The organism is Hymenobacter sublimis (genome assembly GCF_023101345.1).
Lineage (GTDB): Bacteria > Bacteroidota > Bacteroidia > Cytophagales > Hymenobacteraceae > Hymenobacter > Hymenobacter sublimis.
Window position 1 is genome coordinate 22,211 of record NZ_CP095850.1, and the last position, 24,442, is coordinate 46,652.

A 24,442-nucleotide genomic window follows, 5' to 3' on the forward strand; every position below is an offset into this window, starting at 1 on the left:
CGTTATTGGTACCAGTCGTCCACTTTAAAGACTTTATAAGTGGGATTTTCGGCCAGGAAGTCTCGGGTAGCTTGCGCTTTGCTCACGTTCTTGACCTCCTTTCCATAGATGCCATCGTCATCTGGCTTCCCAAAAACGAGGTTGTAGGGTTTTAGCTTACGTACCAGTTGCTCCACTGCCACTACAGCGGCTTCTGGAAAAGCCGGGTTAGGGGGCAACTGCGGGTTGACCTTTTTTAATGCCTCTGCCCAATACACCATTAATTCCTTGCCGCCTGCTTGTGACCGTACCTGTTGCGTCAGAATTTCCCGCATAGGGGCCGAGTACTCGCTGAAATGTCTCATAGATTGAATTTAAAAAGCATAATTTCTGGTGCGTGCCGCACTAGCACCGACTCCGCCAGCGACTGCAGCAGCAACTGCACCTGTCCAGCCCGCACCTTACCTAGAATGGCGGCGGTCCATCATCAAAATTGCTACGAGGAAAAGGCTGGGGAGCTTTTTTCCCTGACGGTGAGGTATTCAGTCTACTGGCCAACCGGATGGTGTTTGGGGCGAAACCTCCTTCCTCGTCAAAAGAGCTTTCACCAAAGCGGGGCTGCTCCTGATTGCTGAATCGACCACAAGCCGATTTAAATTCCACTTGGACAGTTTCAGTGCGGCCAAAAGCATTCTTGGCCACGATCAGCTCCGCCGTGTTGTAGGTGGGATTGCCCATCTCGTCTTCCGTCTGCTTATAGTACTCCGGACGGTGAAGCAGGATAATCACGTCGGCCTCGTATTCCACCGTTCCGGAATCCCGCAGGTCACCTAACTGCGGCCGATAGAAGGAATAAGATCTTTCGCGCCCCGACCGATTCATGTGAGATACCACGATGACGGGAGCGTCTAACTCCCGGGCCAGTGATTTCAGGCAACGGATAATGTGGGAAACCTCCTGTTCCCGGTTCGGACAAAAGGCGCGAGACTCCTTGCCCAGCGTAATCCGGCTCAAATTGTCAATTAGAAATAGACTAACTCCTTCCTCCCGTAGTCGCCGGCAGTCGTCCATTACCTTTTCAATCGTTGGATTAGCATCATCCAGTACCCGGATAAACGCCTCCGCGTGGCTGGTCCAGAGAGCAGTGCTGGTATTGAGCTTCAACCACTCGTGGTCATGAAGATTTCCGGATTCGATCTTCCCGTACGGAATCTCTGTTTCTGCACTCAACCACTTGGTTAGCAACTGCTCGCGGGACAGTTGTAAAGAGAAGAGTGCCGTGGTCTTTTTAAACTCCACCACCGCATTGCGCAGGAAAGCCAGCAGTAAGGACGTACATCCCATAGAGGGAGGGCCGGCTATAACCGTCAGCGTAGAGCCTTTCCAGCAGTTGGTTACTCTGTCGAGGTCTATAAATCCGCTGGGCACTCCAGGCAGCCCCTTTTCCTCTGCTTTCGTGATGATTTGCTGGATAGCCCTGCTGTCAAGCAAGGTATCGTACGGTGCTTGCTGCGCCTCTTGCGACATAGTACCTGTCTGTAAGATGATAAATCTACTGTAAATGAATAGCCAATCTACGAGTGCGCGGCGGAACACCATCCAGCAAATAGGCGAATTATCCACCAGCTTAGAAGGAGGAAGAAACAGGATTGGGCAGGCAGTGGGGGAGAGAGTAGTGTACCCCGAGCCTCGGTTTTATCCCTTAATCTATTATGGAGTATAATAGCCTATTGGAATCCGTGCGGTTTCTCGCCCCACGGCCCTTACATGCGGAATGTGACACTTTTCCGCTGATAAGGTTACTATTCAGCCTCCTGGAATATTACCTTTATCGCCATTCATGTCCCTCTTGACTTTCTATGGCCACCACTTTTAAGAGCCTCATCCCAAACGACTATAATTACGCGTTGAGCAAGCTTTACGAGGGCATTGCGCGTGATTATCCCTTGGCTCGCATGAACTTTGACCGCATTAAAGGTGCGCACGACAAGATTCAGCAAGAGTTAATTGCCCGTTATGGGAGTCTTCAGGCAGCACCTGGATCTGATGTTGTAAATAGCATCAGATATATTCTGGACCGTTTCGCCGGCTGGTTTAACCAAAATGATATAGCGGGCAATGAAGATGCGTACGTGTTCCGTGACGCGCTCGACTTCCATAGCCAAGAGTTGTTTCAGATACTGCAGGAGCTGGACATCAAAAAATAAAGAACAGACTACCAGAATATTATGCCCAAAGTATGCTTGATGGAGTTTGACCGCGAAGCGCGGCATTTCCAGTTTTTAGCAGAAGTCGAATTATCCTCCGTGCCTACCAAGGGGGACAAGGTGACTCTTAATATTGGAGAAGAGCAAGAAGGATTCGTATTTGAAGTCTACGACGTTCATTACACCGACCATTCTCTGACGGATGTCAATATCATCCGAATCAGTAATGTCAATGACTACTTTTCTTCCCGCTTTCCCGACATCGTTTAACTAAACGCCTGGCGTTTAGAAAACTTGAAAGGCATTTCCCGATTTGCGCGGGGTATCCTCATTGGCCAATGTCAGTGCTTTGTCTAGGATGTGGGCCACTAAGGCCTCGTTGGTCAGATTTGAGGGCGCATGGGCACTTGGGCTGAAAACGGCTGCTCTGACCCGTGGGGCAGAACCTCCTTCGTACTTCCACTGCCACAGCTCTTTGTTATCCAGTTCAAGCCGGTACCGTCCGTGGTCCTGGCTGGCGCTCTCTTCGCGCATTCGCGGGTTGTTCTGGGCCGCGAGGTTGTACACGTCCAGCGTAACGGCTAGCCCGCTAAATCGAACCGTCAGCAACCACTTGTCCCGTACCACGATTTCAATCTCCGCGCCCTTTTGAGAGTGTGCAGGCAAGGAGAAAATCCGACCTACTGCCTCTATTTGCGCTTTAACCTGCTGAGCAATCTCGGCGGTTAGTTGCTGGTAGATGGCAGAGCTTTCAGCGGCTAACCGTTCCCGGCGACGCTCCGCCGTTTCATGCGCAGCTGCTTCTTTGGCTTTTTCTGCATCTTCTTTAGCGAACATTGCGCGAGCTTTCTCCGCGAAGGAGCCGGTATTAGAATCACTCATCTGTCTACTTTTTAAATAACTAAGACTTACCTGCTCTCGTCGGTCCCGCACACCTGTAAAGGCCGACAGGACGAAGATAGAAGTCCTTTTACTCAATAACTGGCTAGTGAACATAATCATTGGATACGCCTTACGTATATATATCCATTCGATAGCGAAAAACCTATGAACCAGCATTTTGAGGGCGAACCAGAAGACGCAGGCCTGATTCAGTCCAAGCCGCCAACCAAGCAGGAGTTGCAGGAAATTTCGCGCTTTATTGCCCAGAGCAAGCAACGGAACACGGGCCAGCTCAACGGATTGTCGCCATCCGTTGAGCACCAACAGTCTCAAGAAAAAGAGTCGTAGCCTAGCCAAAACCCGCCTGTTACTTAGCTCTTGGCTACACCCAGCCTTGAATCAGCCCATGAGGGCTAGCCAAGCAGCTACCAGTCGATGGTTCGGGCCTTTACGTGTCCGCTGCTGATGCGCGCCACGACGCTTTCAACGGATTGGTCATACTCGGCTTCTGAAGCGAATATGGGGTGCTGAAAAGGGTGCGAGGAACCAGCAGGCGAACACGCTTCCGGAGCCGGTTTCCTTCCGATGCCAACGACCCGAAGACGCTTTCTGGTTGCCTTTTTCATTGCTTGAGCTGCCTGAGGCGCTAGGATTCAGAAGTGAGTGATGTATATAGAGAGCCCCCCAGTTGATGGAACAACCTGGGGGCCTGCAGCGGGTGCTGGTACACCCTGGCTCCTACTCACTGAAATGGGAGTATCCAAAGATAACCCGCATTTTCAGATTCGGTTAAAGCGTATCTGGAAGCCTCAGTGTCTACTCCAATGGGGGGAAGTATCGCTTCACCAGCTTCGTGGTTGCTCGTGCATCCTTGGGTGTTGTTAAACAGATAGGGCCGTAGGGCTGATATACGCGGCGGTGGGCTAGGCCGGCAACATCCAGTGCTAGTGCGTTGCGGCACGAAGTCGCCCGTCAGTTGGACCTTGGCCCAGGGGTAGAGGTTGGTTGAAAACAGCAGAGCAGATTGTTGGCGGGTGGTTAGTGGTAAGGCAGTTGCTGCAACCTTTCGTCCGCTTTGCCACCCCGTCCACCCACTAGCGTAGCGTGTAAATCCGCCCTTTTGGGAGAAGTTCCTCTAATAAGGCCCGAACCCAGTGCGGCTCAATGGTTCTGAGTGTGGGGTAGGGCAAGAGAAGGAACAGAAATTTCCGTTAGGGCCGGGTCGGCGAATCCTGGCGCGGGTTAGAGCATCTCAGAATACAGGTGAGGATTACATCCGGTAGGATGTGGCTCGCATCGCGCGAACACAGTGATATGTTGGGCCGCTACGATTTCACGCTGCCCGAAGCCAGTGCGGCGGGTCAGGTACGCCCACTATGTATCCTAACAAATCGGGAAACGTCGCTCAGCGAAGTAGCCTAGCGATACTTTCCGTTCCTACTCTTGTGCTACCACTTATGCTACGAACGATTGAGGCTGGTTCCGCTCGAGCACTGTAGCATTTACGGTTGCGGTGCAGACGGCGAACTGGCAAAGTCGAAGAGTTCGCGCACATCCACCTGTAAGGTGTCAGCCAGGACAAACACGGTACTCAGGCTCGTATTAATGATGCCCCGTTCAATGCGGCCGATCTGACTAAACTCGAGTCCTGCCTCAGCAGCGAGCGCTTCCTGGGTAAGACCCTGCGCAAGGCGAAGGTGCCGTAAACGCGCCCCGAACCGGTTAAGCTTTTCCTGATCGCGCACATACTTCACCCAGCAAAGGAGGAAGTCTTTTGCACTCCACAGTAGGGCAAATTTGCCCTATTATGTATCTTCGTGTTGCGTGGCCGGTAAATCTTGAGCGATGGCCGGGCGTATTGATTGGGTACTGTCGTTCTACCTCAACTCCATGGCTCCGAGTGTGCCCTATGAATCTGTTGCGCCAGCGTCCTGCCTATCCGCCCGCAACTAATCACCCCACCGGTCTATTTGTAGAAGATAAGCCTGGCCTATTTCGAGATGATTCTGCTCACTATGCTCCCTACAAGGTCGCTTCCTAGATCTGCCTCACGACGCCTCATTCCACATATGCCTGCTTCATTCTTTTCTTATGCAACCCGCTCCTGCTAACCGTCTTGACCTCCGCGCCATTCCCTACCGTTGGGCCACGCCCAGCCAACACGCCCAGGCCGTGCTCTGGGTGCAGCAACAACTCCACGACCACTTTCCCACCCTATCCATGACCGAGTTGTCGGAGGCCTTCCACCAGTTTCAGCCCGACCTGTGGGAAAGCCGCGCGGGAATCGACCTTGACTACGTGGATCTGGCCCGACTGACCCAGCGCCTAGCTCACTCGCCGCGGGTGCCCGAACTCGATCCACCGATCTATTGCGGCGACGCGTGCTACCTGGCTGAGCTCGTTGACCGCCTACAGCAGGTAGCCAGTAGCCTGCGCCCCGAACTGGAAGCCGGCCCCCTGGCCGGTCACTCCCGGTTGATGGCGTTGCTGGAGCAGCTGGCAATCGGGAATGCAGTCGCCGAACGCGTGCTGCGGGAGACTAGAAACAACCCGCAGCGGGCAACTATTGACCCGGATCAATCTGCGCCGGCACGCGTCTAGCCCCTTCCTCAGTTCTCATCCTTATTAGCATCACCTCTGCCTGCCGTTGTAACGAGAGTCCCAACTGGAAAGGGGAATGTGTGCTGGTGGTGGACTTCGAAAAGCTGACATCTCTGGTGCAGTGCCAATTGGAAGTGTACAGCAAGTCGCTGCTGGTCGTGAAGCAGGCGAAGCAGCGCGCGCAACTATACGCAGATAACGAGGTGTGCAAGCCCTAGTAAGGGGCCGTACGGTTTTAGAGTTTCGCGTTTTCCTCCTTATGAACTCAGTACATATTGGCGAACGTCTCACCCAGCTCCGGGCGATGCTGGCTGCGGAGGCCCTTGCATCCGGTGCTTGGCCCCGCACACGGCTGGCCCGGGAGGCCGAGGTCTCGCTCGCTGCGCTCACTCGGCTGGAAAACACGGGCCGGGGGAGCACAGAAGTTCTGACGGCAGTACTTCACTTTTACCAAGGCATGGGGTTTAACATGGCCTGGGTGCTGACTCCCGATAACGCGGACATTCCTCTGCAAGGGTTCCGCGACATCTTCCAAGACGAGAAACTGCCCCGGGCCAGGCAGCCGCTTTCCGACCTGCACCGGCTCCTACAGCCGGTGATGGCCGGACTTGACGCGGGCCAGTCGCCTTCTGCTGACGCCCTGCGCCCGCTGCTGATGCAGGTCCGACAGGGAGTTCTCCACGCGCTCAATCACTTGCTGCCTCCCCGGCGGCTGGTGCTGAGCGAAGCGGACCTGCGCGCGTTCCAACGGCAATTGCCCCCGGTACGGGCACAATCATCTGGTTGGCGCTCGGCGTCGCTCTATACGGTGCCGTACCACTACTACGAAGCGGGCGATTCCCTCCCCCGGTGCGGCGACCCCGTTTCCTACCTGGCGTATGACCCGGGCCTGGCAGAGGCTTCTACCCTGGAAAAGACTTCCGATAGCGACAAATGCGGCGCCTGTAAGCACCGGTTGAGCATGGCTTCTTCCGCTGCGCCTTCGGATACTCCCGGTGCTGCGTCGCGATAGCCCACCGCCCTGGCTACCTTGCTTCAACCCGTTTCTCCCACTTCCTGTCTGCACGCCCCCACTCTACTTCCGTTCGCGTCTTCAGGCAGACCTTACGGGCTTACTGCCTAGCGGGTGTATCCCCTGTGGGCGCGAAGGCCCGCACCCCAGGGCACGAATTGATTTAACGGTTACTATTCCTGTTCTCACCATGAATGCTCCCAAGTCAAGCGCCGAGCACGCTGCGCTTCCAAGCGATTTGCTCGTTCGCTGCCCGCAAGCCCCCCAGCAGGTGGAAGCCCGCCTTTTTTATCCAGGCCCTGAGTTTCCTGCACCAAGATGCCCAACGGCTTACCTTCGAGATTACGTTTGATGACGTTCTGTGGGATGGGGACGCGGACAGCCGCTACGCCCAGCTGGAGGAAGCTCAGACACGCCTCACGCAACCCATCAAATACGAGACGCTGCGCTTAGGTAAGCGCCACAGCCAATACATCCCCATTTTCACCGATCTGAGTATCGACCAGAAGACTGAGCTGATAACAGGCGTGTTCAACTATTACTTGAAAGACTATTTGCTTGACCTGAGCAGCAAGCTTACCATAGATGAACTGGAATCGTTGCTCATGATGCGCCAGTAGGCTCAGCACAAAGGCGTTCTTTGAATGCTACCTTGCTGCAGGCCTCCCCTAATCGAGGTGATGTCATCTCTTGATCTCACCTCAGGTTCACTTGCTGCCGACTTCCGGCAGCAAGCGAAGAGAAGCCAGCCGCGGATTTTCAGTTCCTCTTGGAAGGGTTGGTAGCTCTCCCGCCGCCCGTATGCCGGCGCTCTTGGCTTGGTACGGAGCTGGAGCGCGGGCCGCAGGTGGAGCGTCGACTATCAAATCTAACGCCATAGGGCATACTGCTTGATCTTCCAAGGTTTTTGACGACTCGACCTACCCTCACGAGTCTATAGCCAATGCGCAAATCGGCCGGTTCATTGCCTGGCTTAACGGACGTATGCAGTGGATTTGTAAGCATCGCTACACTATGATGCTCCACTATGCCTTGTTCAGGGGCTTCCCTAAATCAAGCAGCGTCGTTTGCTTGATTTTCTTCGTTACGCCGCAGAATAGCTTCCATCTTTTCATTCAGCGCTATAGCCTCTTCAATGGCCTGGCGAATTTCTTTCGATATCGGTAGGTGGTGCAGCATGCGTACAAATTGACTCTTTACTTCATGCAGTTGGCTTAAAAGCGATGATTTTGGCTTATAAAACGAGCAACCCGTGCATGGCTTTCGCTGACCGCATTGGTCGAAGAAAGCATACGTGCAAAAGCCATGGCCAAGATCGACAGAGGGCATCAACTTGCCTTCGGTTGGCAACTTACCCTCATTCGTAGCAGGTTTTTTTAACTGCTCAAGCTGACGTTTGTCAATACTAACGTGATTCGCCGCAGCATAGGCTTCCTCAAGCTTGCGAATATTTATTCCAAGGTACCAGCGGAGGGAGTCTTCGGAGAGTTGTCCAAGCCAATCCTGCAAGTCGGAATCACTCATTGGTGTTGGCGCATTACTCAACAGGTAAGCAAGGGTATGTCGAGCCCGGTGGCTGTTGAATTTCCCCAAGACGTCTTCGTTGGGAACGCCGGCTTTTCGGCATAACATCGGAATAATTATATTATTTAAACTTCTAGGCCCTACTTGTTTCCCCTTCCAGACAAATAAAAAGTTGACTGCTTCAGCTGTTTTATAATCCCAATGTTTGGGAACAGCAGGACGAATTTTCTCCCAATTCTTAATAGCCTCTCCTACCACACTAGGGATTGGCTTTGTAAAACCAGAACCTGACTTGCCCACGGGCACGGTCAAATCACAGATGGTGGGGGGTGACGAGGAATTGTTCTTGTTTTCTTCCCCGAGTGCAGATCGTATGCACCCTACTTGCAGCCGACGGATTTCATCAGATCGTAACCCGGTAAAGAGCCAAGCAAGCGCCATCGCGCGCACCATTTCCAGCGGATACGACTTGTAGGAAGTTGCGTTGTTTCGCTTGACCAATGCTAAATTAGAAATTGGCAAGTCTTCCTGCGTGAGCGACAATCCGGCTTCCTCCAATCTGGTCCATTCGGCCGGAGCAATCGGCCGGGGCCTTCGCATCCGATTACGCAAAACGGAGTTGGGGCTAGCCAAGGCGTCGTTTGGGTTGAAGGGCAAAGAAAACCAATCCCATTTGCGACAGTCTATGAAAAACGCCCGCAGGGCAAACAGCAAGCGGCCCTGATAAGTAGCTATTAGCGGCTTGCCCCATTTGGGGGTTGGAGTAGCTTTCGGATGAAGCCATTGTCCCACTTTCATTCTTGTCACAGCCGCTACATAGGCAACAGCCATGTTTTTGGTCCATTGCTGAGGACTTGCCGCGTTGGGATACTTTTCAGCCGCCCACCTTGCCGCTTTGGCAACCAAACTTTGTATTTGATTACGCACGAACGCCGGTTTAGGCGAAGTGTCATGCCATGCCTGAAGCCATTTTATCCAATCAGCGGATAAAGTGTCGTCTATTCCGGTTACCCATTTCTTCCTCGTATGAGGAGTGGGTAAACAATTCGGTACTGCTTTCAGATTATATAATAATTCTGAAATTAAAATATAATCTCTTTTAATATGTTTTTTACTTGAATTCGTTTCGTATAGCTTCTCTAAAGCAGGTAGGGTGAGCTTTTTTACCTCTGGGCTTCGATTGGCTAGCAGTGCGTAGCAGGTGGCCGTGCGCACCAGCCGGGATACGCCCCCTCCGATTCGCACGTTCTCGGTCGTAAGGACCTTCAGTGCTTTCTCAACTGCGACTCCTCCAAAAATATGCTGAGCGGAATTGTATGCCTGATAACCAGCAACTAATTGATAAATGGGAATTTCACCCACTAGATACGCGCAGGCTAAAACGTACTGCCGGTAAGTAAGGCTTGAAATTTGATGGGCGTCTTCGAAAACACGGTGGGTGCTTTTAAACTCCTTGTTCGTGTGACCAACTATTTCTACCCAAGCGCTCTCGTCCCAAGCCCAAAGACTTGTTTGCCGTCGATGCATCTCGTGCAGCAGCAAGGAAATGCACGCTCGCCGGCTGCCTTCATCTACTTTCCCTGTCGGAATTCCCCAGTGCAGCAGGGCGGCCTCGATGGGTTGAACAAGCCGATTCAACGGCTGCTTGATTCTGCTTTTGAGTGCGTTTGCCCCGCTCTCCCAGGGGCCTTGCGTTTGTGCGAAGTGCAGCGCAACCTTCTCCAAAGGACTTAAGCTAAATTTCCTGTTTGACGGGGGAAGGACAAAGGGCCAGTTTCGAACAGAATTTTTGTTTCTGTCCATGCGTGATTCACCCTTGCTCATAGCAGAGAGATTCTCATCGTCTCCTGCCGCTGGTCTAGAATCGAATTAAGCGTTTGACGGTACCGTTCGTTTAACTCACGTCCGCTCAGGTGGATGTAGCGCATCGTCGTGGCTACGCTCCTGTGCCCTGCAAAGGCCGAAATTATAGGCAGTTCCCAGTTGGCCCTGGCTAAATCAGTTAAGCGCAAATGCCGTAGCGTGTGCGTCGTCAGCATCGGCAGGCCAACTCGTTTCCCCAAGGCTTGAACGGTCTTGGACCAACTCCAGATAGTGATGGGTTGCCCTGGGTTACGCCGGGACTCGGATAAGAAAAGAGGGCCTAGCGGTTGGCCGAATCTCTGGCGATACTCCAGATAAGTTGCGAATAGTTCGGCCGTTACATCCGAATAAGGAACCTCCCGTGCGACACCCGTTTTAGTGGTTTCTGGCCGCAACTTAATTAATTTGCTAGAAGGGTCTATATCGCGGATTTGGAGGGCGCACAACTCTGCCCGACGCAGGCCTGCGTCGTACGCCAACGCCAGCATGAACCGGTTCCGAATGGGTTCGGATGACGCCGCGTCCAGAATTGACTGCCACTCCCTTGTATTCGGAAGCCAGAATTCCTTTTCCTGGCGGGCAACCCAGCCGCGACGTGCCTTCCTGTACCTTTTCCCCCATCCGTATACTCCTTCTTCAACTGGATTCGTGGCTCTTACTTCTTCTCCCTTCAGGTATTTATAATAGAGCCGGACAGTTGCTATTCTCAAACGCACAGTGGCATTAGCAAATCCCTCGTGCGTGGTGCTTCTCACGAAGCCAAGGCGCTTACCAGGCATAGCAGGAGCAGCTGATTTGGAACGCTCGGAGAGGTCTCTGACGTAAGCCACGACCTGGGCCCGCTTGGCACTGATAGGGTTAATGGCGTGAACCGCACAAAACCGGAAGTAGTCCACCAACGCGTAGCCGTAGGCGCTGACAGTGTTGGGTGTTCGAAGAGATTCTTGCTCGGTGAGCCATTCACCCGCGTGGGGCTGCTCAAACAGGGTAGGAAATCGAGTTTGTAGGGTCATTAGACACGGACATGTAGTGGGGAAGAGAGATTACGCCATTATTTCACGCAATATTACTTTACCAATTTAAAGCCCGCAAATTAAGACCACCCATAAACTGCTATAAATATTTGATATTAATGTAGTTAAATACGCACAATCAGAGCTATTCGACGACTATAATAATTGCATCTATTTACGCACAAAGACTGAGTTTAAATACGCACAAGGATTGTGTTTAAAACGGTTAAAATGTAATTCCACATAATGTGGGTTATGTGGAATACGCTGAGTGATAATAGGCCTTCGTATAGCAGCAGGGGGATAAAACGAACTGTTGAGGTGCTACAGGGAAGGCGGGCAGAAAAGGATGTGTATTCCTTCTGCCATGACAGCTAAAAAGAACAGGGCATCGCCCGAAAAATAGCGTAAGTACGATGAGGCTTTTAAAGCGGAGGCCTTGGACCTAGCCAGTGAAAACCGCTGCACTCAAATTTTTAAAAAAAGTTTTGGTCATCCTCCTTCAGCCGACTGCACGAGTACCTATCAGGAAGTTGCATAGCGCGCTGATTAACTACCCGTGCGCCAGCTCTGTCAGGTGCTACGCATGGTCCCGGCATCCTACTGCAACGTACAATGCCGCCGGCAGCCATCGTGGAACTGGCCTGGCAAGTAGCCATGCAAGCAGCATTTGCCGCGCACCGCTCACGCGATGGCACCCGACGACTTGGCGCCGAACTGTAATTGCAGGACCACCATGTGGGCAGCTGGTGTATCCGTCGGGTGCTTTAGTCCCACGGCCAGCAGGGCCAGCAGCCGCGCTCATTTGTTCCGCGCACCGCTGATTTTGATCCACCAGTACATTTAACAGCGGGTATAGGATGCTATCGGCGTGCACCTTGGAGGCTTAGAAGCCCAGCAAGCGAACATGACCATTCCCACGCTGCTCATCCTACGTCGCTATCATGGCATCAAGGGCTGTACATTATACTCAAAGCGTGAGACCAGTGCCATACCAGATGCCTTGCCCAGGGGCCTAGCGGCGCTTTCCGGTGGTGCGCTATCTACCGTGCTGCCGGGCGATCTGTCTTCTCCGCCCTTTCGGAAACTGGAGCATCAGGCAATGCCCTTTCTGCTACTCTACTATTTTTCGTTGAAGTAATCCCGTTATCCGGTTTGTAACAGATCATAAACGCCCGTTTATGGTATGTTACAAAACCATGTATCTTCGTACTTCCCTTGCCCCACCGCCCTACTCAGTTGCCTGCCGACTTCATCTTTCCACAGCACAATGACGGTAGGCTCGGTGATTCACCTATCCTTATAGTAGTATGCGTACCTATATTGCGTATTACCGCGTGAGCACCGCCCGTCAGGGTGCCAGCGGTCTAGGGCTGGAATCACAGCAGTACCTGGTCCAATCGTATGTACCAGCCGGCGCGCGGTTGCTGCAGGAATTTATCGAAGTAGAGTCCGGCAAGAAAAACGATCGCCCTCAACTGAAGGCCGCGTTGGCCGCCGCTAAGCAGCAAGGCGCCACGTTGCTCATCGCCAAGTTGGATCGCCTGAGCCGCAACGCTGGCTTCATCTTCGCGTTGCGTGATTCCGGAGTCGACTTTCTTGCCTGCGACATGCCCGATGCCAATACGCTCACGGTTGGCATCTTTGCCGTGATTGCCCAGCACGAGCGGGAAACCATCAGCAAGCGCACGAAGGACGCGCTGCAGGCGAAGAAGGCGCGGGGCCAACAGCTAGGCAGCCCCCAGAACCTAACGCAGGAAGCCCGGCTGAAAGGGGCTGCCGCTCGCCGGCAGCAGCGCCAGCACATGCCGCAGAATCAACAGGCAACCAGCCTCGTGGTTCTATTACGCGCCCAAGGACTGACATTCCGTCAAATCGCAGCGCACTTAAATGCGGCCATGTTTCGTACAGCCGCGGGAAAAAAATATGCTGCTATGACGGTTCAGCGACTCTTTCGTTATTCATCAACAATAGCAGCCGGTCAGCCTGGAACTATTAGTAACCCACTGTAAAATAGATGAATATCTAATTTGACGAACGACCAAGTATAACCTATTAACTTCCTGAACTTCTTCAAGAAGTCGAAGAAGTTCAGGAACTCTTAATTATTGAACTTCTTCGACTTTCTAAACATGTGTAACTTTTTCAAGAACTTGAACATGTCTAACTTCTTATACTTCTTTAACTTCCTCAGGAAGTTTAGCAGGTGACAGAAGTTGAGGAAGTTTTAATGTTTTATTATTGCTGTCAGATCAAGCCTTTGCTGCACCATGAAGATTATTGTATTTGCCAACCACAAGGGGGGAGTCGGCAAAACTACCTCCACGCTTAGCGTGGCTCAAACTTTGGCACGTGACGGCTACCGCGTACTCTTAATTGACTGTGACGCCCAGCGTAATCTTTCCCTTGCCTTCCGCTTACCGGCAGGCTATCCAGATCTAGGATTGGTTTTAGAGAAAAAAGCTCAGCTGACCGACGTTGTCCTGGCGATAGAGGAACACTTGCACTTAGTGGCCGCTACTCCGGATCTGGACTATCTGGAAAAAATGGTTGGCCAGCAATTAGGCTACGAGAGTATCCTGCGGAAGGGGTTGGCACCTCTGCAGGACCAGTATGACTATTGTCTGATTGATACCCCGCCTTCCTTGTCCGCCCTTACGTACATGGCGCTGGTAGCTTGTAACGCGGTATTTATTCCGTGTCAACCAGAGTACTTCGGGTACGAAGGGCTCAATAAGCTCATGCAAGCCTGCGAGCGGGTGAAAGACCTCTATAACCCCAACCTGATTATAGGAGGTATTTTCTTCACCAAGTACAGTAGTCGGTACCGTAAAAAGCTTCATCACGACGTTGTAGCCCTGATTGACTCCAAGTATTCTGAGGCCAAGCTGCTCATGGAAACAACCATCCGTGAAAACGTTTCGCTGGCGGAAGCTCAAATTAAAAAGCAAAGCATTTATCGGTGGGCGCCCGAAAGCAATGGCGCCACTGATTACGAATCGCTTACCCAAGAAATCATTGCCCGAGTATGAGCAAGCAGAGCAAGAAACCAACTTTTGGGGATGACTTGGATGCCCCAGCACCATCGCTTACGAATGATGCACTCTTGTATGGGGTGAACCGTAGCATCCTACCGCAGGTAGCCTCAACGCCTGCTGTTTCGGCTACCCCGGAAACTCCCGCTGCCTTTGCAACGGAAGAAGAATGGTTGAAATTCAGCAGCTTTCTGCGACGCAGCACCTACGTTCGCTTAAAGCAAAGTGAGTACTGGGACCGACTGGTGCTGAAGAAAGCAGTTGATTCAGCACTTTGTGCTTTTCTAGACACGATGGAAGGGGCTGACCGGCCGCTGCCAGAAGGCGAACAGTATCGACTAAGTGGCAAGAAACTCAAATAGTTACAGTATAAAAAAGCACAAAAAGCGCCGCAAAAAATCTCGGCGTAATACTTTTTTTTGCTTTTAAGATACTCTTCATTTCATGCCTACAAAGTCGCCCTAAACAAGCTAGCTAATTACTTATACTATATTAGTAATTACAGGATCTGTAACTGCCTGATTACATGTGTCATGGAATGGAATAAGCCTACAAAATCGCCTTTTCATGCCTACAAAATCGACGATTAACGCCTACAAAATCGCCCCTTGACGCCTACAAAACCGCCTTGCTGCCTTCCATATGCCTACAAAATCGCCCTTGGTCCCGATTGTTGACAAAACGGTTGCCCAGCACAATGCACTCATCAACGCAAGGTTCAGTTTTGTACCTCTGGAGATGCGACTCTTCATCTCTTTACTCACGCGTATCGAGCCGGGAGATGAGCAGTTTCGGGAGCATTTCGTACCGATGGCTGAAATTATCCACGAGCGCACGGGGGGATCTGCGTATGATGAGGTAAAGCAAATGTGCAATAACATTACCTCCCGACGGCTTTATATCGAGAAGCTAATCGACACGCAGCAGGGTACTCGGAAGCGGAGCAAAAAGCCTGACTTCGAATTCATCCCCTTAATGGCAAAGGCAGCTTACGAGAGCGATAGGGGAGGGGTGGTTGCTTCATTCAACCCCCTGATTATGCCTTATTTACTGCAGTTGCGGGAGAGTGGCAACTTCACCCTCGCGCAACTGGAGCAGCTTAACAAGCTGAAGAGCTTCTACTCCTACCGCATTTACTGGCTGCTGAAAGAGTATGCCACCTTCAAGGAACGTACCATCACAATTGCCCAACTCCGTTTCTTACTAGATCTACAGGAAGGCGAGTACCCACGCTTCAACAATCTACGCACCCGCATTTTGGACAAGGCCCAGACCGAGATGCAACAGACGGATATGCCATTCACGTACGAGCTGCAGAAACAAGGCAAAGTTGTGTCGGAGGTGAAATTTCTGCTGGCTGCTCCTCATGACGGAGAAGTCATGCCTACAAAATCGCCCTTGGCCGAAGTGCCCGCCTGGGCTCGAACTTTAGCAGAAATTGGCGTCGGAGAAAGAAGCCTGGCAGTAGTCCACCGACAACTGGAAGCCGGCGAGTATGAAGTAGACTACATTGCCTACGTAATACGCATCGTAACCAACCAGTTCCGTAAGGGCAAGATCAAGAAGCCCGCAGGCGCTATTTATAAGGCCTTGATAGAGAAATACCTGTTGGTGGATTATCAGCAAGCGAAAGCTGCCGCTGGAACGAAAAAAAAGGCATTGACTCAAGCGCCTTCCGCTGCCGCTACAGTAACCTACCGTCTAAGTGAGGTGCGAAAAATGTATGATAACCCTGGGCCTTACGCCCAACGGCAGAAGCAAGCCGATACTTTCGAACAACATCTGCAGCAAGTATATCTACGTGACGGCTTCACAATTGAAGATCGAGATGGAGAACAGTGGCTGGTCAAATATGACGAGAAACGGTAACGTACTTTAAAGTGCTACATTAGCTTGCGCCCGTTAAAATCAAGCTATAGCCAGCTTAATGAATGGCCAGTACAGCATACTGCGATGGAAAGCTACCATCTGGCTGACATGTTTATCTCTTTGATCCCTAAGGAATGGCCGCTTGGTAGCCATCAGGACAGAATATCGGCCCTGGTTAAAAGTTTGGTCCAAAAGTCGCATTTAGCTGATGCGTGAAACTGCACCAGCAAGAGGAGCGGATTTACCCGTTTTTAAAAGATCAGCTCAACTCAGAAATCATGGAACAGTAATCCTGATGCTGGTCTATTATCCTTGCTAAGTCATTTTAATTGAAATCATTACATTATTCGACTACCTCGTCCGGGGCTAGGCCCAGTGTGGCATGCCTTTGAGCACCCTACTACAGAGGACGGTATTGAGAATACCCATTGCAGGCCTTCACCAAGAGAACTTCCAGACGGGTTGTTTGAATCTTACACTCATTCGTTTGATTCTTATTGTGTGCCCAGAATTGGTAGGCAGAACTTTGCCTTTATCGAACGTGACGTGATTCACGCATACTTTTTTCTCTAGTCTAACCTTACTAGGAACTGAGATACTGAACACCGCTTGGGGTAGTTGCAGCGGCGACCGCCTGCGCATGCTATTGACTTGTGCTACTCGATGCAGCTTGACTACCACTTCCTTACTTATGAAAGGCTTTAAGGTCTACCCGATAGACACCACCACGGATCTGCCAGCGACTTCTGGTCGCCGCGACCTGCATAGGATTTGTCTGCTTACCGGCCCCCACCACCTGCAGTGCGCCGACCAGGAAATTGCGCAGGACGGTACCTACTTGTTCGTTAGCAATCCGCAGGAGGGGAATGGTTTACTGCCGGGCACAACGCAGGAGAGCACCACGTGCCAGACGGGCTACGGCTGTCTGTTCACGGAGGAATTTGTGCAGGAGAACAGCCTGGCCGGCAGCTCGAAGCCCTGGGCCTTGCTCAGCGGTAGCCGCCCACGCATTTTCTCACTCGGTGACACCCAGGCCACCTACCTTACGGGCCTGTTTCAGCGGATGCTGGCTGAGCAACAGTCCGCGTACTGCTATAAACACGAGCTGCTTCGCAGCTACCTGCAGCTGGTCTTGCACGAGGCTGCGCGCCTGCGCCAGCCGGTATCCAACCGTCTTTTTCGGTATTATTTCCAGGGGCCGGGACCAACCGGGGCCTTAGCTTCCGCCTGGGGTGCTCGGCGGCGGGAGTGATTCTCTTCGCCTCTGCCGCGGTTGCAGGCGAGGTGCAGCCACCGCCGTGCACTTACCATGCTGAGAGCACACCTTCCACCTTACACTCTTTTCCATGCGCAAACGACATTTTTGCACGGTCCTAGGGCTGCAAGTTCTCGCTACTGCCGCTGCTTTGCCCAGCCGCGGTCAGACGTCTTCGCCGCCGTCCACTAGCAGCGTACCGGGGCCTATCTTCGCCAAGGGCCAACCGGCGCCAGCGGCCAACTTCACCGGCCAAGTGTGGGTGCAGGGGCTGGTGGGCAAGGAGGACCAGTACCCGTGCGGGGCGGGCAGCGTGCAGTTTGCCCCCGGCGCCCGCTCACACTGGCACCAGCACCCGGCCGGGCAAATTCTGCTGATCGTAGAAGGCACGGGGTATTATCAGGAGAAAGGCCAGGCGCGGCGAGTGCTCCGCAAAGGCGACGTCATCAAGGCTCCCGCCGGCGTCGAGCACTGGCACGGGGCCGCGCCCACCACGGCCATGACCCACGTCGCCATCACCCCCGATTTAGAGGCCGTGCCCGTGGTGTGGGGCCGGGCCGTGACGCAAGCGGAGTATCTGGGCAAGCCGTAAGCCGGGCGGCAGCTGCAGCCCACAGGGGACTAATCCCTCAGCATTCTAATATGAATGGCATGACTCGGTTTTCAACGCTCCTACTGGTTCTTCTCGCTATGCTTCCCCTGCTGGCCCATTCCACCAGCCCACCGGCGGAGGCCCTGTCGCCCCGTCAGCAAGCCATCGTTTCCATCTCCGCGCTCACGGCAAAAGGCGACCTGCCGCACTTGCACGATGCACTAGCCAAGGGGCTCGAGGCGGGCCTCACGGTGAATGAAGAAAAAGAGGTGCTGGTACACCTGTACGCCTACTGTGGTTTTCCGCGCAGTATCCAGGGCCTCAACACCCTGCTGAAGGTGCTCGATGAGCGCAAGGCCCAAGGCAAAAGGGGTAGCACAAGAGTAGGAACAGAAAGTATCGGTAGGGAAAGCTGAGCAGGTAGGCTGTCTCGCGAAACGGCCGTTTTAGCGGCCCACCTGCCTCGGCTGCTTAGCGCCCTGAAAAGCTACCACAGATTGTCTCATTTCCTGTTCTCAGTAATCAACGACTCGCTATCTTCGCCCTCGTTGACTTCTTGAGAAAAATGGCGATGATTTTCGGCTATGCCCGCGTGAGTACCTCCGACCAGCACCTGCATCTGCAGACTGATGCCTTGCAAGCCTACGGCTGCGTGGAGGTGGCCCAGGAAAAAGTGTCCTCCGTGAAAGAGCGCCCGGCCCTGCAGCACCTGCTGACGCGGCTGCGGCCCGGCGATACGCTCGTCGTCTGGAAACTCGACCGCTTAGGCCGCTCACTCAAAGACCTAGTCACGTTGGTGACGGGCTTTCAGGACGCAGGGATTCACTTCGTCAGCCTGCAGGACCATTTGGACACGACCACCGCCCAAGGCCGGCTCATGTTCAACCTGTTTGCCTCGCTGGCTGAGTTTGAGCGCGACCTTATCCGCGAGCGCACCAAAGCGGGGTTGACTGCGGCAAGGGCCCGGGGCCGGCAGGGCGGGCGGCCCAAAGGCCTCTCCAAAGAAGCCCTGTCCAAAGCCCAGGCGGCCAAAACGCTGTACCTGCAGCAGGACAAAACTGTCGCGGAAATCGCCCAGTTGCTCGGGGTCGGTCGGGCCACCATTTACCGCTACCTGGGGCAGCTGGGCGTACCGACGGGCACGCAGGCGGCGCACCAAACGACCTGATACGCGCCTCGTGATGAAGACTTGCTCCCCACCACCGGCTGCCGCTATTTCCCTGCCCGAGTTTGAGCACCGCTACTTAGGAAAGGTGCCGTCGGCGAGCGGGCTGCAGGCGGGCCAGTTTGCGGCCTATTCTCGCGCTGACTTCGGGCAGGTATCCCTGCCCTACCAGCGGCGCGACTTCTACAAGCTCTCCTTGCTGACGCGGGGCACCAGCCAGCTGCACCAGGCTACGCGGGGCTGGGCCATTGCCGGGCCGGCCGTAGTGCTCTCGCATCCGCTGGTGCCGCACGCCTGGGAAACCCTATCGGACGAGCAAAGCGGGTTGTTTTGCCTGTTCACGCCTGAGTTTCTGCACGGCGGGGCGACGGCCGACCAGGCCCTAAGCCCACTGCTGGCCCTGGGGCGCGACCCGGTCTATGTACTGGAGCCCGGGCAGCTGCCGGCATTTGAATCGTTGTTTAGCCAGCTGCTCACGGAGTTGGGGACCGATTACCCGCACCAGGCCACCGTCGTGCGCCACTACCTACACCTGCTGTTGCACCAGCTCCAGCGCCTGCGGGCGCCCGCGCCCAACTTCGTGCACCCTACCGCCGCCGACCGGCTCGCCGCCCTGTTTCTGGAGCTGCTGGCCCGGCAGTTTCCGGTAGCCCGGCCCGACCAGCCACTGCAGCTGCGCGCCCCCCAGGATTTTGCCCCACTGCTGGGCGTACACGTCAACTACCTCAACCGGGCCGTGCGGGCCGTGACGGGCAAAACCACTACCGCCCACCTGGCCGAGTGGCGGCTGGCGGAAGCGCGGCGCCTGCTGCAGCACACGCCGTGGTCCTTGACCGATATTGCCGAAGCGCTCGGCTTTGCGTACCCCACGCACTTTCACAATTTCTTCAAGCACCACACCGGCCTCACCCCGCAGCAAGTCCGTCAGCCCCAGGCCCTGGTGGTTTGAATTTCGTAGCCCTTGGGTGCAAATCGGTTATGTAGCCCCTGCGGGTGCGCCGGACCTTTGCACGGCCGGGTGCTACATTTCCCCGGCGCTACGTCGTATGCAGTATCGCTTGCTGGGCCAGACCGGCTTGAAGGTGTCGGCCCTGTGCCTGGGCACCATGACCTTTGGGGGCAAAGGCCGCTCGGCCGTCACCGGGGCCCTCGACCAGACGGCCGCCGATGAGTTGCTGCGCCGGGCCGTGGCCGCTGGGGTCAACTTTATCGACACGGCCAACGTGTACTCCGAGGGCTTGTCGGAGGAAATTACCGGCCAGGCCATCCGCAACCTGGGCCTGGACCGCGACTCGTTGGTGCTGGCCACTAAAGTGCGGGGCAAAATGGGCGAAGGCCCCAACGAGGTAGGACTTACGCGCAAGCACATCATGCAGCAGGCCGAAGCCAGCCTCAAGCGCCTGCATACCGACTACCTCGACCTCTACCAGCTGCACGCCTACGACCCGCTCACGCCGCTGGACGAAACCTTGCGGGCGCTCGATGACCTCGTGCGCCAGGGCAAGGTGCGCTACATTGGGGCCAGCAACCTGGCCGCCTGGCAGCTGATGAAGGCCCTGGCCACGGCCGATAGCCGCCAGCTGGAGCGTTTCGCCTCGCTGCAGGCCTACTATACCATCGCCGGCCGGGACCTGGAGCGCGAAATGGTGCCGCTGCTACTTGACCAAAAGGTGGGCCTGCTGGTATGGAGCCCGCTGGCCGGCGGCCTGCTCTCAGGCAAGTACACCCGCGATGGCCAAAACCAGGAAGGCGGCCGCCGCGACCGGCTCGACTTTCCCCTCGTCGACCGCAACCGGGCCTTCAATGTCCTCGACGTGCTACACCCGCTGGCCGAAACCAAAGGTGCCACGGTGGCCCAACTCGCCTTGGCCTGGCTGCTGCACCAGCCGGTAGTAAGCAGCGTCATCATGGGGGCTACCAAGCCCGAGCAGCTCGACGCCAACCTGGCCGCCGTGGACGTGACGTTCACGCCGGAGGAGTTGCGCCATCTCGAAGAGGTCAGCCAACTGCCGGCTGAATACCCCGGCTGGATGCTCAACTACACCACCAGCGACCGCACCATCAGCTAACGGGCAGGCCCGGTGCCGGTTGCCTCCTGACACCTGTCGGTCTGGGGCGAACAATGAAAAGGGCCGGCCGCTTATTTCACCCTGGATTCGGTCAGGTTACCAGACCGAGCGGGAAGCGAGCGGCTGGCCCGAATAGGGCCGCCGCCAGCGGGGACACGCGACTACAGGACAATGCCGGTAGAATTTCTGAGCGACGAGCAGGCGGCCCGCTATGGGCGCTACCAGACGGACCTTAGCCCGGAACAACTGGCCCGTTTCTTTTACCTGAGTCCGCAGGACCTACAGTTTCTGGCCGACTACCGCCGGGCGTACACCCAACTCGGGTGTGCTGTGCAGTTGTGTACACTCCGGTTTTTAGGCACGTTTCTGCCCATCCCTACCCAGGTGCCGGCCGTCGTGGTGGCCACCTTGGCGCAGCAGCTTCAGGTAGGCACTGACGCGTGGCCTGCGCGGTATACCCGCCCAAATACGCTCTCGGACCACCAGGCCCGCATTGTGGCGTACCTGGGCTTTGCGGCCTATGGGGGCCGGCAAGCATTCCGCCTCACGCGCTGTCTACCTGAAGCACGGCCCCGCTGCGGGGCATGGCGCTGCCGCGCTCTACCAAGGTAACGCGCAAGCCGGCCCGCGCCAGTGCCAGACTGGCCATCAGGCCCGCCAGCGACGCGCCAACCACAATGGCCGTGCCCGTTGTAGGAGTAAACGCCTTGGAGGGTATTGCTGGGAAGCTAACTTGTTTTGTCTTCTTCATTATTGCTTTTCAAGCTGTTGACCTCACGTGCAAGGGCAATTTCCCAGGGCGAAGTCCCATTAGTTAGCTGGGGAGGCTTGGCGGGCAGCCAGCACCGTTTCCAGCAACTGCTGCCCCGTTGTAGCAGCTTGGGTGCCCACGGCGCCTTCGACGACAACCAGCAGTTCACGCAGCTGCGCCTCGGATATGCCCACGTTGAGGGCGCCATGGTAGTGGGGCAGCGCCAAGGGCTCCTGCATGCTGGTCAGGGCGGCTACCGTCACCAGCTCACGTTCCTGGAAGCTGAGCACGTCACTGCCGAAGAGGTCGGCAAACAGGTGCTCTTTCAGAAAGCCGTCCAGTACGGGATTGAAGGAAAAGGCGGCGGTGAGCTGCTCCGGACTCATGCCGGTCACCACTACCTGGTTTTGCTCGCCCCGCGCGTACTTGCTCGCCGTATCGGTTATGGGGGTGGCTGCCCGGCCCTGGGTGTCCTGAATTCCCCGGGCGCGGCGTTCCTGCACCACGTCCCGGAAGAGGTTTGTGCCCCGCACGCTGGCCGCAAAGCCGCAGTAGGCGTACAGGTGCGCCAGCTCTTCGTTGATTTCATTGATGGTCAGGCCGGCCGCCAGCCCGTCGGCTAAGGCACCTTTTAATTTGGCCACGTTGCTGGTCGCCGTAAGGGCCGATATCGTGACGAGATGGCGCTGCTTGGGCGTCAGGTGCTCCGCGTTATGTTCCATGTTAACAGGGGGGTAGTAGGTGGATAAACGAGCTGCCCAAGCGTCTTGCCAAGGGCTTCATTTACACTAGCAAAGTTCCGGTCAGATTCCCCCTGGCCGTTAAAGACATTCAAACCAAAAACTATGAAATGCAAACCGAAAGCACGCCGCAACTTTTCTGCTTTGTGCAGACTAATGGCATCGCCCAACGCGCAAAAAAGGCGTGGTCAACCGACCACGCCTTTGTCTTGGCAGGTAACTACCCCGGTTGCCTAAGCCTTCGCGGGAAAGACTACCCCGGTAAGCCGGCCGCATTCCGCTAACAGCTGCTCCTGTACGGCCACGTCACTGGCTTGGGCATGGGTGCTGCTGGGCCGCTGGTGGTGCAGGTACTGCCCGGTGATGCGGGCCGCCGGGTCCTCGCCAGCCGCCAGCCAGGCCTGGGTTTCGGCCCCTTTGGTCAGGTTGTCGGGAGCACCCGCCCCGCCCATTTTCGTGGGTACCCAGCCGGGGTCGACGGCGTTGGAAAGCACGGCGGGCCAGTGCCGCGCCACGGCATTGGAAAGCAGCAAGTCGTGCAATTTGGAGTCGCAGTAGGCCTGGGTCGTGTTCCAGGGCCGCTGCTGCCAGGTCAGGTCGTGCAGGCTGGCGTCGCCCTGGCGGTGCATGCCCGAGCTCAGGTACACCAGCCGGGCGGGGCGCTCAATGAGACAGGTCAGCACGTAGGGGGCCAGCGTATTGACGGCCAGCAGGGGCGGCCACCCATCGGCCGTGGGCACGAGCTGGGGCACCTGGTAGAGGCCCGCGTTGTGAATGATGGCGTCGAAGTGACCGAGCTGATTGACCTGCTGGGCCACCTGCTGCATGCCGGCCAGGGTAGAAAGGTCGCCCACTACGGCCGCTTCGGCCTGCGGCACGGCTGCGCGGGCTTGGTGGGCTCGTTCGGCGTTGCGGCCGTGCAGCACGACCTGGTGGCCCTGCGCGACTAGCTGGCGGGCAGCTAGCTGGCCCAGCCCATCAGCCGAGCCGGTGATGAAAATACGCGCCATAGTGAGAGGGTGGTAGGCTAGATGTTGAAATGCGCCTGGCTGATCATCTTTACGAGGGCCGGGTTGTGGTGGTCGAAGATGGTGGTCTTCTTCGTGTCCAGCGTTTTAATGGCGGCTAGGTCTTCGGCCGCCAGCTCGAAGTCGAAAATCTGACTGTTCTCGATGATGCGCTCCTTCTTCACCGACTTAGGAATGACCACGATGCCGCGCTGCGTAAGCCAGCGCAGGATAATCTGGGCCACCGAGCGCTGGTATTTGGCCGCGATGGACTGGAGCAGCTCGTTGTCGAAAATGGTGGGGTCCTGGGCAAACGGGCTCCACGATTCCAGCACGATGCCGTGCTCCCGCAAAAACTGCTGCGCTTCCTCCTGCTGCCAGTAGGGGTGCGTCTCAATCTGATTGACGGCCGGCACGACCTCGTGGTGCAAGATGAAGTCCATCAGGCGATCAGGGTAAAAGTTGCTGACACCGATGGCCCGGATGCGGCCGGCTTTGTACAGCTCTTCCATGGCCCGCCACGAGCCGTACAGGTCGCCGTAGGGCTGGTGAATCAGGTACAAGTCCAGGTAATCGAGGCCGAGGCGCTGCAACGACTTCTCGAACGCCACTTTCGTAGACTCGTAGCCGGCGTCCTGAATCCAGAGCTTGGTCGTGATAAACAACTCCTCACGGGGCACGCCGCTGCGCTGGATGCCCTTACCGACGGCCTCCTCATTCTGGTAGGCGGCGGCCGTATCAATCAGGCGGTAGCCGGCCTGGATGGCTTCGAAGACGGCCGTTTCGCATTCGGCGGCATCAGGTACCTGAAAGACGCCGAGGCCGAAGATGGGCATTTCTACCCCGTTGTTCAATTTGATGGTTTGCATGAAGGTAAG

At 55.4% G+C, this 24,442-nt stretch carries 27 protein-coding genes; 17 read left to right on the top strand and 10 right to left on the bottom strand.

Annotation, left to right across the window (positions count from 1 at the left end):
- Positions 1-2: 2 nt before the first annotated feature.
- Complete coding sequence (locus MWH26_RS19845) at positions 3-314, bottom strand: hypothetical protein (RefSeq protein WP_247977202.1); 312 nt, start codon at positions 312-314, stop codon at positions 3-5.
- A gap of 130 nt (positions 315-444) precedes the next feature.
- Positions 445-1,602, bottom strand: coding sequence for a DnaB-like helicase C-terminal domain-containing protein (locus MWH26_RS19850; protein ID WP_247977203.1), 1,158 nt, complete (start codon positions 1,600-1,602; stop codon positions 445-447).
- Positions 1,603-1,838: 236 nt separating this feature from the next.
- Between MWH26_RS19850 and MWH26_RS19855 the strand changes: the two genes are divergently transcribed.
- Together MWH26_RS19855 and MWH26_RS19860 are read left to right on the top strand one after the other, a co-directional pair.
- Positions 1,839-2,186, top strand: coding sequence for a hypothetical protein (locus MWH26_RS19855; protein ID WP_247977204.1), 348 nt, complete (start codon positions 1,839-1,841; stop codon positions 2,184-2,186).
- A gap of 21 nt (positions 2,187-2,207) precedes the next feature.
- A complete protein-coding gene (locus tag MWH26_RS19860; RefSeq protein WP_247977205.1) occupies positions 2,208-2,456 on the top strand; it encodes a hypothetical protein in 249 nt (82 codons plus the stop codon).
- A 15-nt stretch (positions 2,457-2,471) separates the two neighbouring features.
- Here MWH26_RS19860 and MWH26_RS19865 read toward each other — a convergent pair whose 3' ends face one another.
- Positions 2,472-3,188, bottom strand: coding sequence for a hypothetical protein (locus tag MWH26_RS19865; protein WP_247977206.1), 717 nt, complete (start codon positions 3,186-3,188; stop codon positions 2,472-2,474).
- A gap of 45 nt (positions 3,189-3,233) precedes the next feature.
- Here MWH26_RS19865 and MWH26_RS19870 point away from each other — a divergent pair, with 45 nt between their 5' ends.
- Positions 3,234-3,416 carry a hypothetical protein gene (locus tag MWH26_RS19870; RefSeq protein ID WP_247977207.1) on the top strand — a complete coding sequence of 61 codons (183 nt, stop codon included), beginning with the start codon at positions 3,234-3,236 and terminating at the stop codon, positions 3,414-3,416.
- Between the two features lie 1,154 nt (positions 3,417-4,570).
- Here the strand turns inward: MWH26_RS19870 and MWH26_RS19875 are convergent.
- On the bottom strand, positions 4,571-4,813 hold the full coding sequence (locus MWH26_RS19875) for a helix-turn-helix domain-containing protein (protein WP_247977208.1): 243 nt from the start codon (positions 4,811-4,813) through the stop codon (positions 4,571-4,573).
- Between the two features lie 346 nt (positions 4,814-5,159).
- Between MWH26_RS19875 and MWH26_RS19880 the strand changes: the two genes are divergently transcribed.
- From MWH26_RS19880 to MWH26_RS19890, 3 genes are all read left to right on the top strand, one after another.
- The gene (locus MWH26_RS19880) at positions 5,160-5,669 is read left to right on the top strand and encodes a hypothetical protein (RefSeq protein ID WP_247977209.1); all 510 of its coding nucleotides are present in this window, start codon (positions 5,160-5,162) and stop codon (positions 5,667-5,669) included.
- A gap of 259 nt (positions 5,670-5,928) precedes the next feature.
- A complete protein-coding gene (locus tag MWH26_RS19885) occupies positions 5,929-6,681 on the top strand; it encodes a hypothetical protein (protein WP_247977210.1) in 753 nt (250 codons plus the stop codon).
- A 194-nt stretch (positions 6,682-6,875) separates the two neighbouring features.
- Entirely contained in the window at positions 6,876-7,301 is a 426-nt protein-coding gene (locus tag MWH26_RS19890) for a RepB family plasmid replication initiator protein (protein ID WP_247977211.1), read from the top strand.
- 433 nt (positions 7,302-7,734) lie between these two features.
- Here the strand turns inward: MWH26_RS19890 and MWH26_RS19895 are convergent, their stop codons facing one another.
- Both MWH26_RS19895 and MWH26_RS20285 read right to left on the bottom strand, forming a co-directional pair.
- A complete protein-coding gene (locus MWH26_RS19895; RefSeq protein ID WP_247977212.1) occupies positions 7,735-9,930 on the bottom strand; it encodes a tyrosine-type recombinase/integrase in 2,196 nt (731 codons plus the stop codon).
- 95 nt (positions 9,931-10,025) lie between these two features.
- Positions 10,026-11,081: a tyrosine-type recombinase/integrase gene (locus tag MWH26_RS20285; protein ID WP_375374053.1), complete on the bottom strand. Its 1,056-nt coding sequence runs from the start codon at positions 11,079-11,081 to the stop codon at positions 10,026-10,028.
- Between the two features lie 1,310 nt (positions 11,082-12,391).
- Between MWH26_RS20285 and MWH26_RS19900 the strand changes: the two genes are divergently transcribed.
- The 11 genes from MWH26_RS19900 to MWH26_RS19950 all read left to right on the top strand — a co-directional run bounded on the left by MWH26_RS19900 (position 12,392) and on the right by MWH26_RS19950 (position 21,678).
- Entirely contained in the window at positions 12,392-13,093 is a 702-nt protein-coding gene (locus MWH26_RS19900; protein ID WP_247977213.1) for a recombinase family protein, read from the top strand.
- Positions 13,094-13,351: 258 nt separating this feature from the next.
- Positions 13,352-14,113, top strand: a complete 762-nt coding sequence (locus MWH26_RS19905; RefSeq protein ID WP_247977214.1) for a ParA family protein — start codon at positions 13,352-13,354, stop codon at positions 14,111-14,113.
- Positions 14,110-14,478, top strand: a complete 369-nt coding sequence (locus MWH26_RS19910) for a hypothetical protein (RefSeq protein ID WP_247977215.1) — start codon at positions 14,110-14,112, stop codon at positions 14,476-14,478. Before MWH26_RS19905 ends, MWH26_RS19910 begins: the two co-directional genes overlap by 4 nt.
- Positions 14,479-14,758: 280 nt before the next feature.
- Positions 14,759-15,985: a replication initiation protein gene (locus tag MWH26_RS19915; protein ID WP_247977216.1), complete on the top strand. Its 1,227-nt coding sequence runs from the start codon at positions 14,759-14,761 to the stop codon at positions 15,983-15,985.
- A 691-nt stretch (positions 15,986-16,676) separates the two neighbouring features.
- Positions 16,677-17,237, top strand: coding sequence for a hypothetical protein (locus MWH26_RS19920; RefSeq protein WP_247977173.1), 561 nt, complete (start codon positions 16,677-16,679; stop codon positions 17,235-17,237).
- 94 nt (positions 17,238-17,331) lie between these two features.
- Complete coding sequence (locus MWH26_RS19925; protein WP_247977174.1) at positions 17,332-17,832, top strand: cupin domain-containing protein; 501 nt, start codon at positions 17,332-17,334, stop codon at positions 17,830-17,832.
- Positions 17,833-17,930: 98 nt separating this feature from the next.
- A complete protein-coding gene (locus MWH26_RS19930) occupies positions 17,931-18,248 on the top strand; it encodes a carboxymuconolactone decarboxylase family protein (RefSeq protein ID WP_247977175.1) in 318 nt (105 codons plus the stop codon).
- 149 nt (positions 18,249-18,397) lie between these two features.
- A complete protein-coding gene (locus MWH26_RS19935; protein WP_311136895.1) occupies positions 18,398-19,000 on the top strand; it encodes a recombinase family protein in 603 nt (200 codons plus the stop codon).
- Positions 19,001-19,013: 13 nt separating this feature from the next.
- Positions 19,014-19,946 (top strand): helix-turn-helix domain-containing protein, encoded by a 933-nt coding sequence (locus MWH26_RS19940; RefSeq protein WP_247977176.1) that lies wholly within the window; start codon positions 19,014-19,016, stop codon positions 19,944-19,946.
- Positions 19,947-20,043: 97 nt separating this feature from the next.
- Positions 20,044-21,066 carry an aldo/keto reductase gene (locus MWH26_RS19945; protein ID WP_089334396.1) on the top strand — a complete coding sequence of 341 codons (1,023 nt, stop codon included), beginning with the start codon at positions 20,044-20,046 and terminating at the stop codon, positions 21,064-21,066.
- Positions 21,067-21,237: 171 nt separating this feature from the next.
- Positions 21,238-21,678 (top strand): DUF4158 domain-containing protein, encoded by a 441-nt coding sequence (locus MWH26_RS19950; protein ID WP_247977177.1) that lies wholly within the window; start codon positions 21,238-21,240, stop codon positions 21,676-21,678.
- On the opposite strand, the gene MWH26_RS20220 is transcribed toward MWH26_RS19950, so the two are convergent.
- The 4 genes from MWH26_RS20220 to MWH26_RS19970 all read right to left on the bottom strand — a co-directional run bounded on the left by MWH26_RS20220 (position 21,611) and on the right by MWH26_RS19970 (position 24,433).
- Positions 21,611-21,817 carry an FAD-dependent oxidoreductase gene (locus MWH26_RS20220; RefSeq protein ID WP_311136896.1) on the bottom strand — a complete coding sequence of 69 codons (207 nt, stop codon included), beginning with the start codon at positions 21,815-21,817 and terminating at the stop codon, positions 21,611-21,613. The genes MWH26_RS19950 and MWH26_RS20220 overlap by 68 nt on opposite strands.
- A 59-nt stretch (positions 21,818-21,876) precedes the next feature.
- Positions 21,877-22,539, bottom strand: a complete 663-nt coding sequence (locus tag MWH26_RS19960; protein ID WP_247977178.1) for a carboxymuconolactone decarboxylase family protein — start codon at positions 22,537-22,539, stop codon at positions 21,877-21,879.
- Positions 22,540-22,790: 251 nt separating this feature from the next.
- Positions 22,791-23,567 (bottom strand): SDR family NAD(P)-dependent oxidoreductase, encoded by a 777-nt coding sequence (locus MWH26_RS19965; protein WP_247977179.1) that lies wholly within the window; start codon positions 23,565-23,567, stop codon positions 22,791-22,793.
- Between the two features lie 17 nt (positions 23,568-23,584).
- The gene (locus MWH26_RS19970; RefSeq protein ID WP_247977180.1) at positions 23,585-24,433 is read right to left on the bottom strand and encodes an aldo/keto reductase; all 849 of its coding nucleotides are present in this window, start codon (positions 24,431-24,433) and stop codon (positions 23,585-23,587) included.
- Positions 24,434-24,442 lie beyond the last annotated feature (9 nt).

Bases quoted from the DNA above. Each gene is read 5' to 3' on its own strand.
- MWH26_RS19845 (WP_247977202.1), bottom strand. From the start codon at position 314: ATGCGGGAAATTCTGACGCAACAGGTACGGTCACAAGCAGGCGGCAAG.
- MWH26_RS19855 (WP_247977204.1), top strand. From the start codon at position 1,839: ATGGCCACCACTTTTAAGAGCCTCATCCCAAACGACTATAATTACGCG.
- MWH26_RS19860 (WP_247977205.1), top strand. From the start codon at position 2,208: ATGCCCAAAGTATGCTTGATGGAGTTTGACCGCGAAGCGCGGCATTTC.
- MWH26_RS19865 (WP_247977206.1), bottom strand. From the start codon at position 3,188: ATGATTATGTTCACTAGCCAGTTATTGAGTAAAAGGACTTCTATCTTC.
- MWH26_RS19870 (WP_247977207.1), top strand. From the start codon at position 3,234: ATGAACCAGCATTTTGAGGGCGAACCAGAAGACGCAGGCCTGATTCAG.
- MWH26_RS19880 (WP_247977209.1), top strand. From the start codon at position 5,160: ATGCAACCCGCTCCTGCTAACCGTCTTGACCTCCGCGCCATTCCCTAC.
- MWH26_RS19885 (WP_247977210.1), top strand. From the start codon at position 5,929: ATGAACTCAGTACATATTGGCGAACGTCTCACCCAGCTCCGGGCGATG.
- MWH26_RS19890 (WP_247977211.1), top strand. From the start codon at position 6,876: ATGCTCCCAAGTCAAGCGCCGAGCACGCTGCGCTTCCAAGCGATTTGC.
- MWH26_RS20285 (WP_375374053.1), bottom strand. From the start codon at position 11,081: ATGACCCTACAAACTCGATTTCCTACCCTGTTTGAGCAGCCCCACGCG.
- MWH26_RS19900 (WP_247977213.1), top strand. From the start codon at position 12,392: ATGCGTACCTATATTGCGTATTACCGCGTGAGCACCGCCCGTCAGGGT.
- MWH26_RS19905 (WP_247977214.1), top strand. From the start codon at position 13,352: ATGAAGATTATTGTATTTGCCAACCACAAGGGGGGAGTCGGCAAAACT.
- MWH26_RS19910 (WP_247977215.1), top strand. From the start codon at position 14,110: ATGAGCAAGCAGAGCAAGAAACCAACTTTTGGGGATGACTTGGATGCC.
- MWH26_RS19915 (WP_247977216.1), top strand. From the start codon at position 14,759: ATGCCTACAAAATCGCCCTTGGTCCCGATTGTTGACAAAACGGTTGCC.
- MWH26_RS19920 (WP_247977173.1), top strand. From the start codon at position 16,677: ATGAAAGGCTTTAAGGTCTACCCGATAGACACCACCACGGATCTGCCA.
- MWH26_RS19925 (WP_247977174.1), top strand. From the start codon at position 17,332: ATGCGCAAACGACATTTTTGCACGGTCCTAGGGCTGCAAGTTCTCGCT.
- MWH26_RS19930 (WP_247977175.1), top strand. From the start codon at position 17,931: ATGCTTCCCCTGCTGGCCCATTCCACCAGCCCACCGGCGGAGGCCCTG.
- MWH26_RS19935 (WP_311136895.1), top strand. From the start codon at position 18,398: ATGGCGATGATTTTCGGCTATGCCCGCGTGAGTACCTCCGACCAGCAC.
- MWH26_RS19940 (WP_247977176.1), top strand. From the start codon at position 19,014: ATGAAGACTTGCTCCCCACCACCGGCTGCCGCTATTTCCCTGCCCGAG.
- MWH26_RS19945 (WP_089334396.1), top strand. From the start codon at position 20,044: ATGCAGTATCGCTTGCTGGGCCAGACCGGCTTGAAGGTGTCGGCCCTG.
- MWH26_RS19950 (WP_247977177.1), top strand. From the start codon at position 21,238: ATGCCGGTAGAATTTCTGAGCGACGAGCAGGCGGCCCGCTATGGGCGC.
- MWH26_RS20220 (WP_311136896.1), bottom strand. From the start codon at position 21,817: ATGAAGAAGACAAAACAAGTTAGCTTCCCAGCAATACCCTCCAAGGCG.
- MWH26_RS19960 (WP_247977178.1), bottom strand. From the start codon at position 22,539: ATGGAACATAACGCGGAGCACCTGACGCCCAAGCAGCGCCATCTCGTC.
- MWH26_RS19965 (WP_247977179.1), bottom strand. From the start codon at position 23,567: ATGGCGCGTATTTTCATCACCGGCTCGGCTGATGGGCTGGGCCAGCTA.
- MWH26_RS19970 (WP_247977180.1), bottom strand. From the start codon at position 24,433: ATGCAAACCATCAAATTGAACAACGGGGTAGAAATGCCCATCTTCGGC.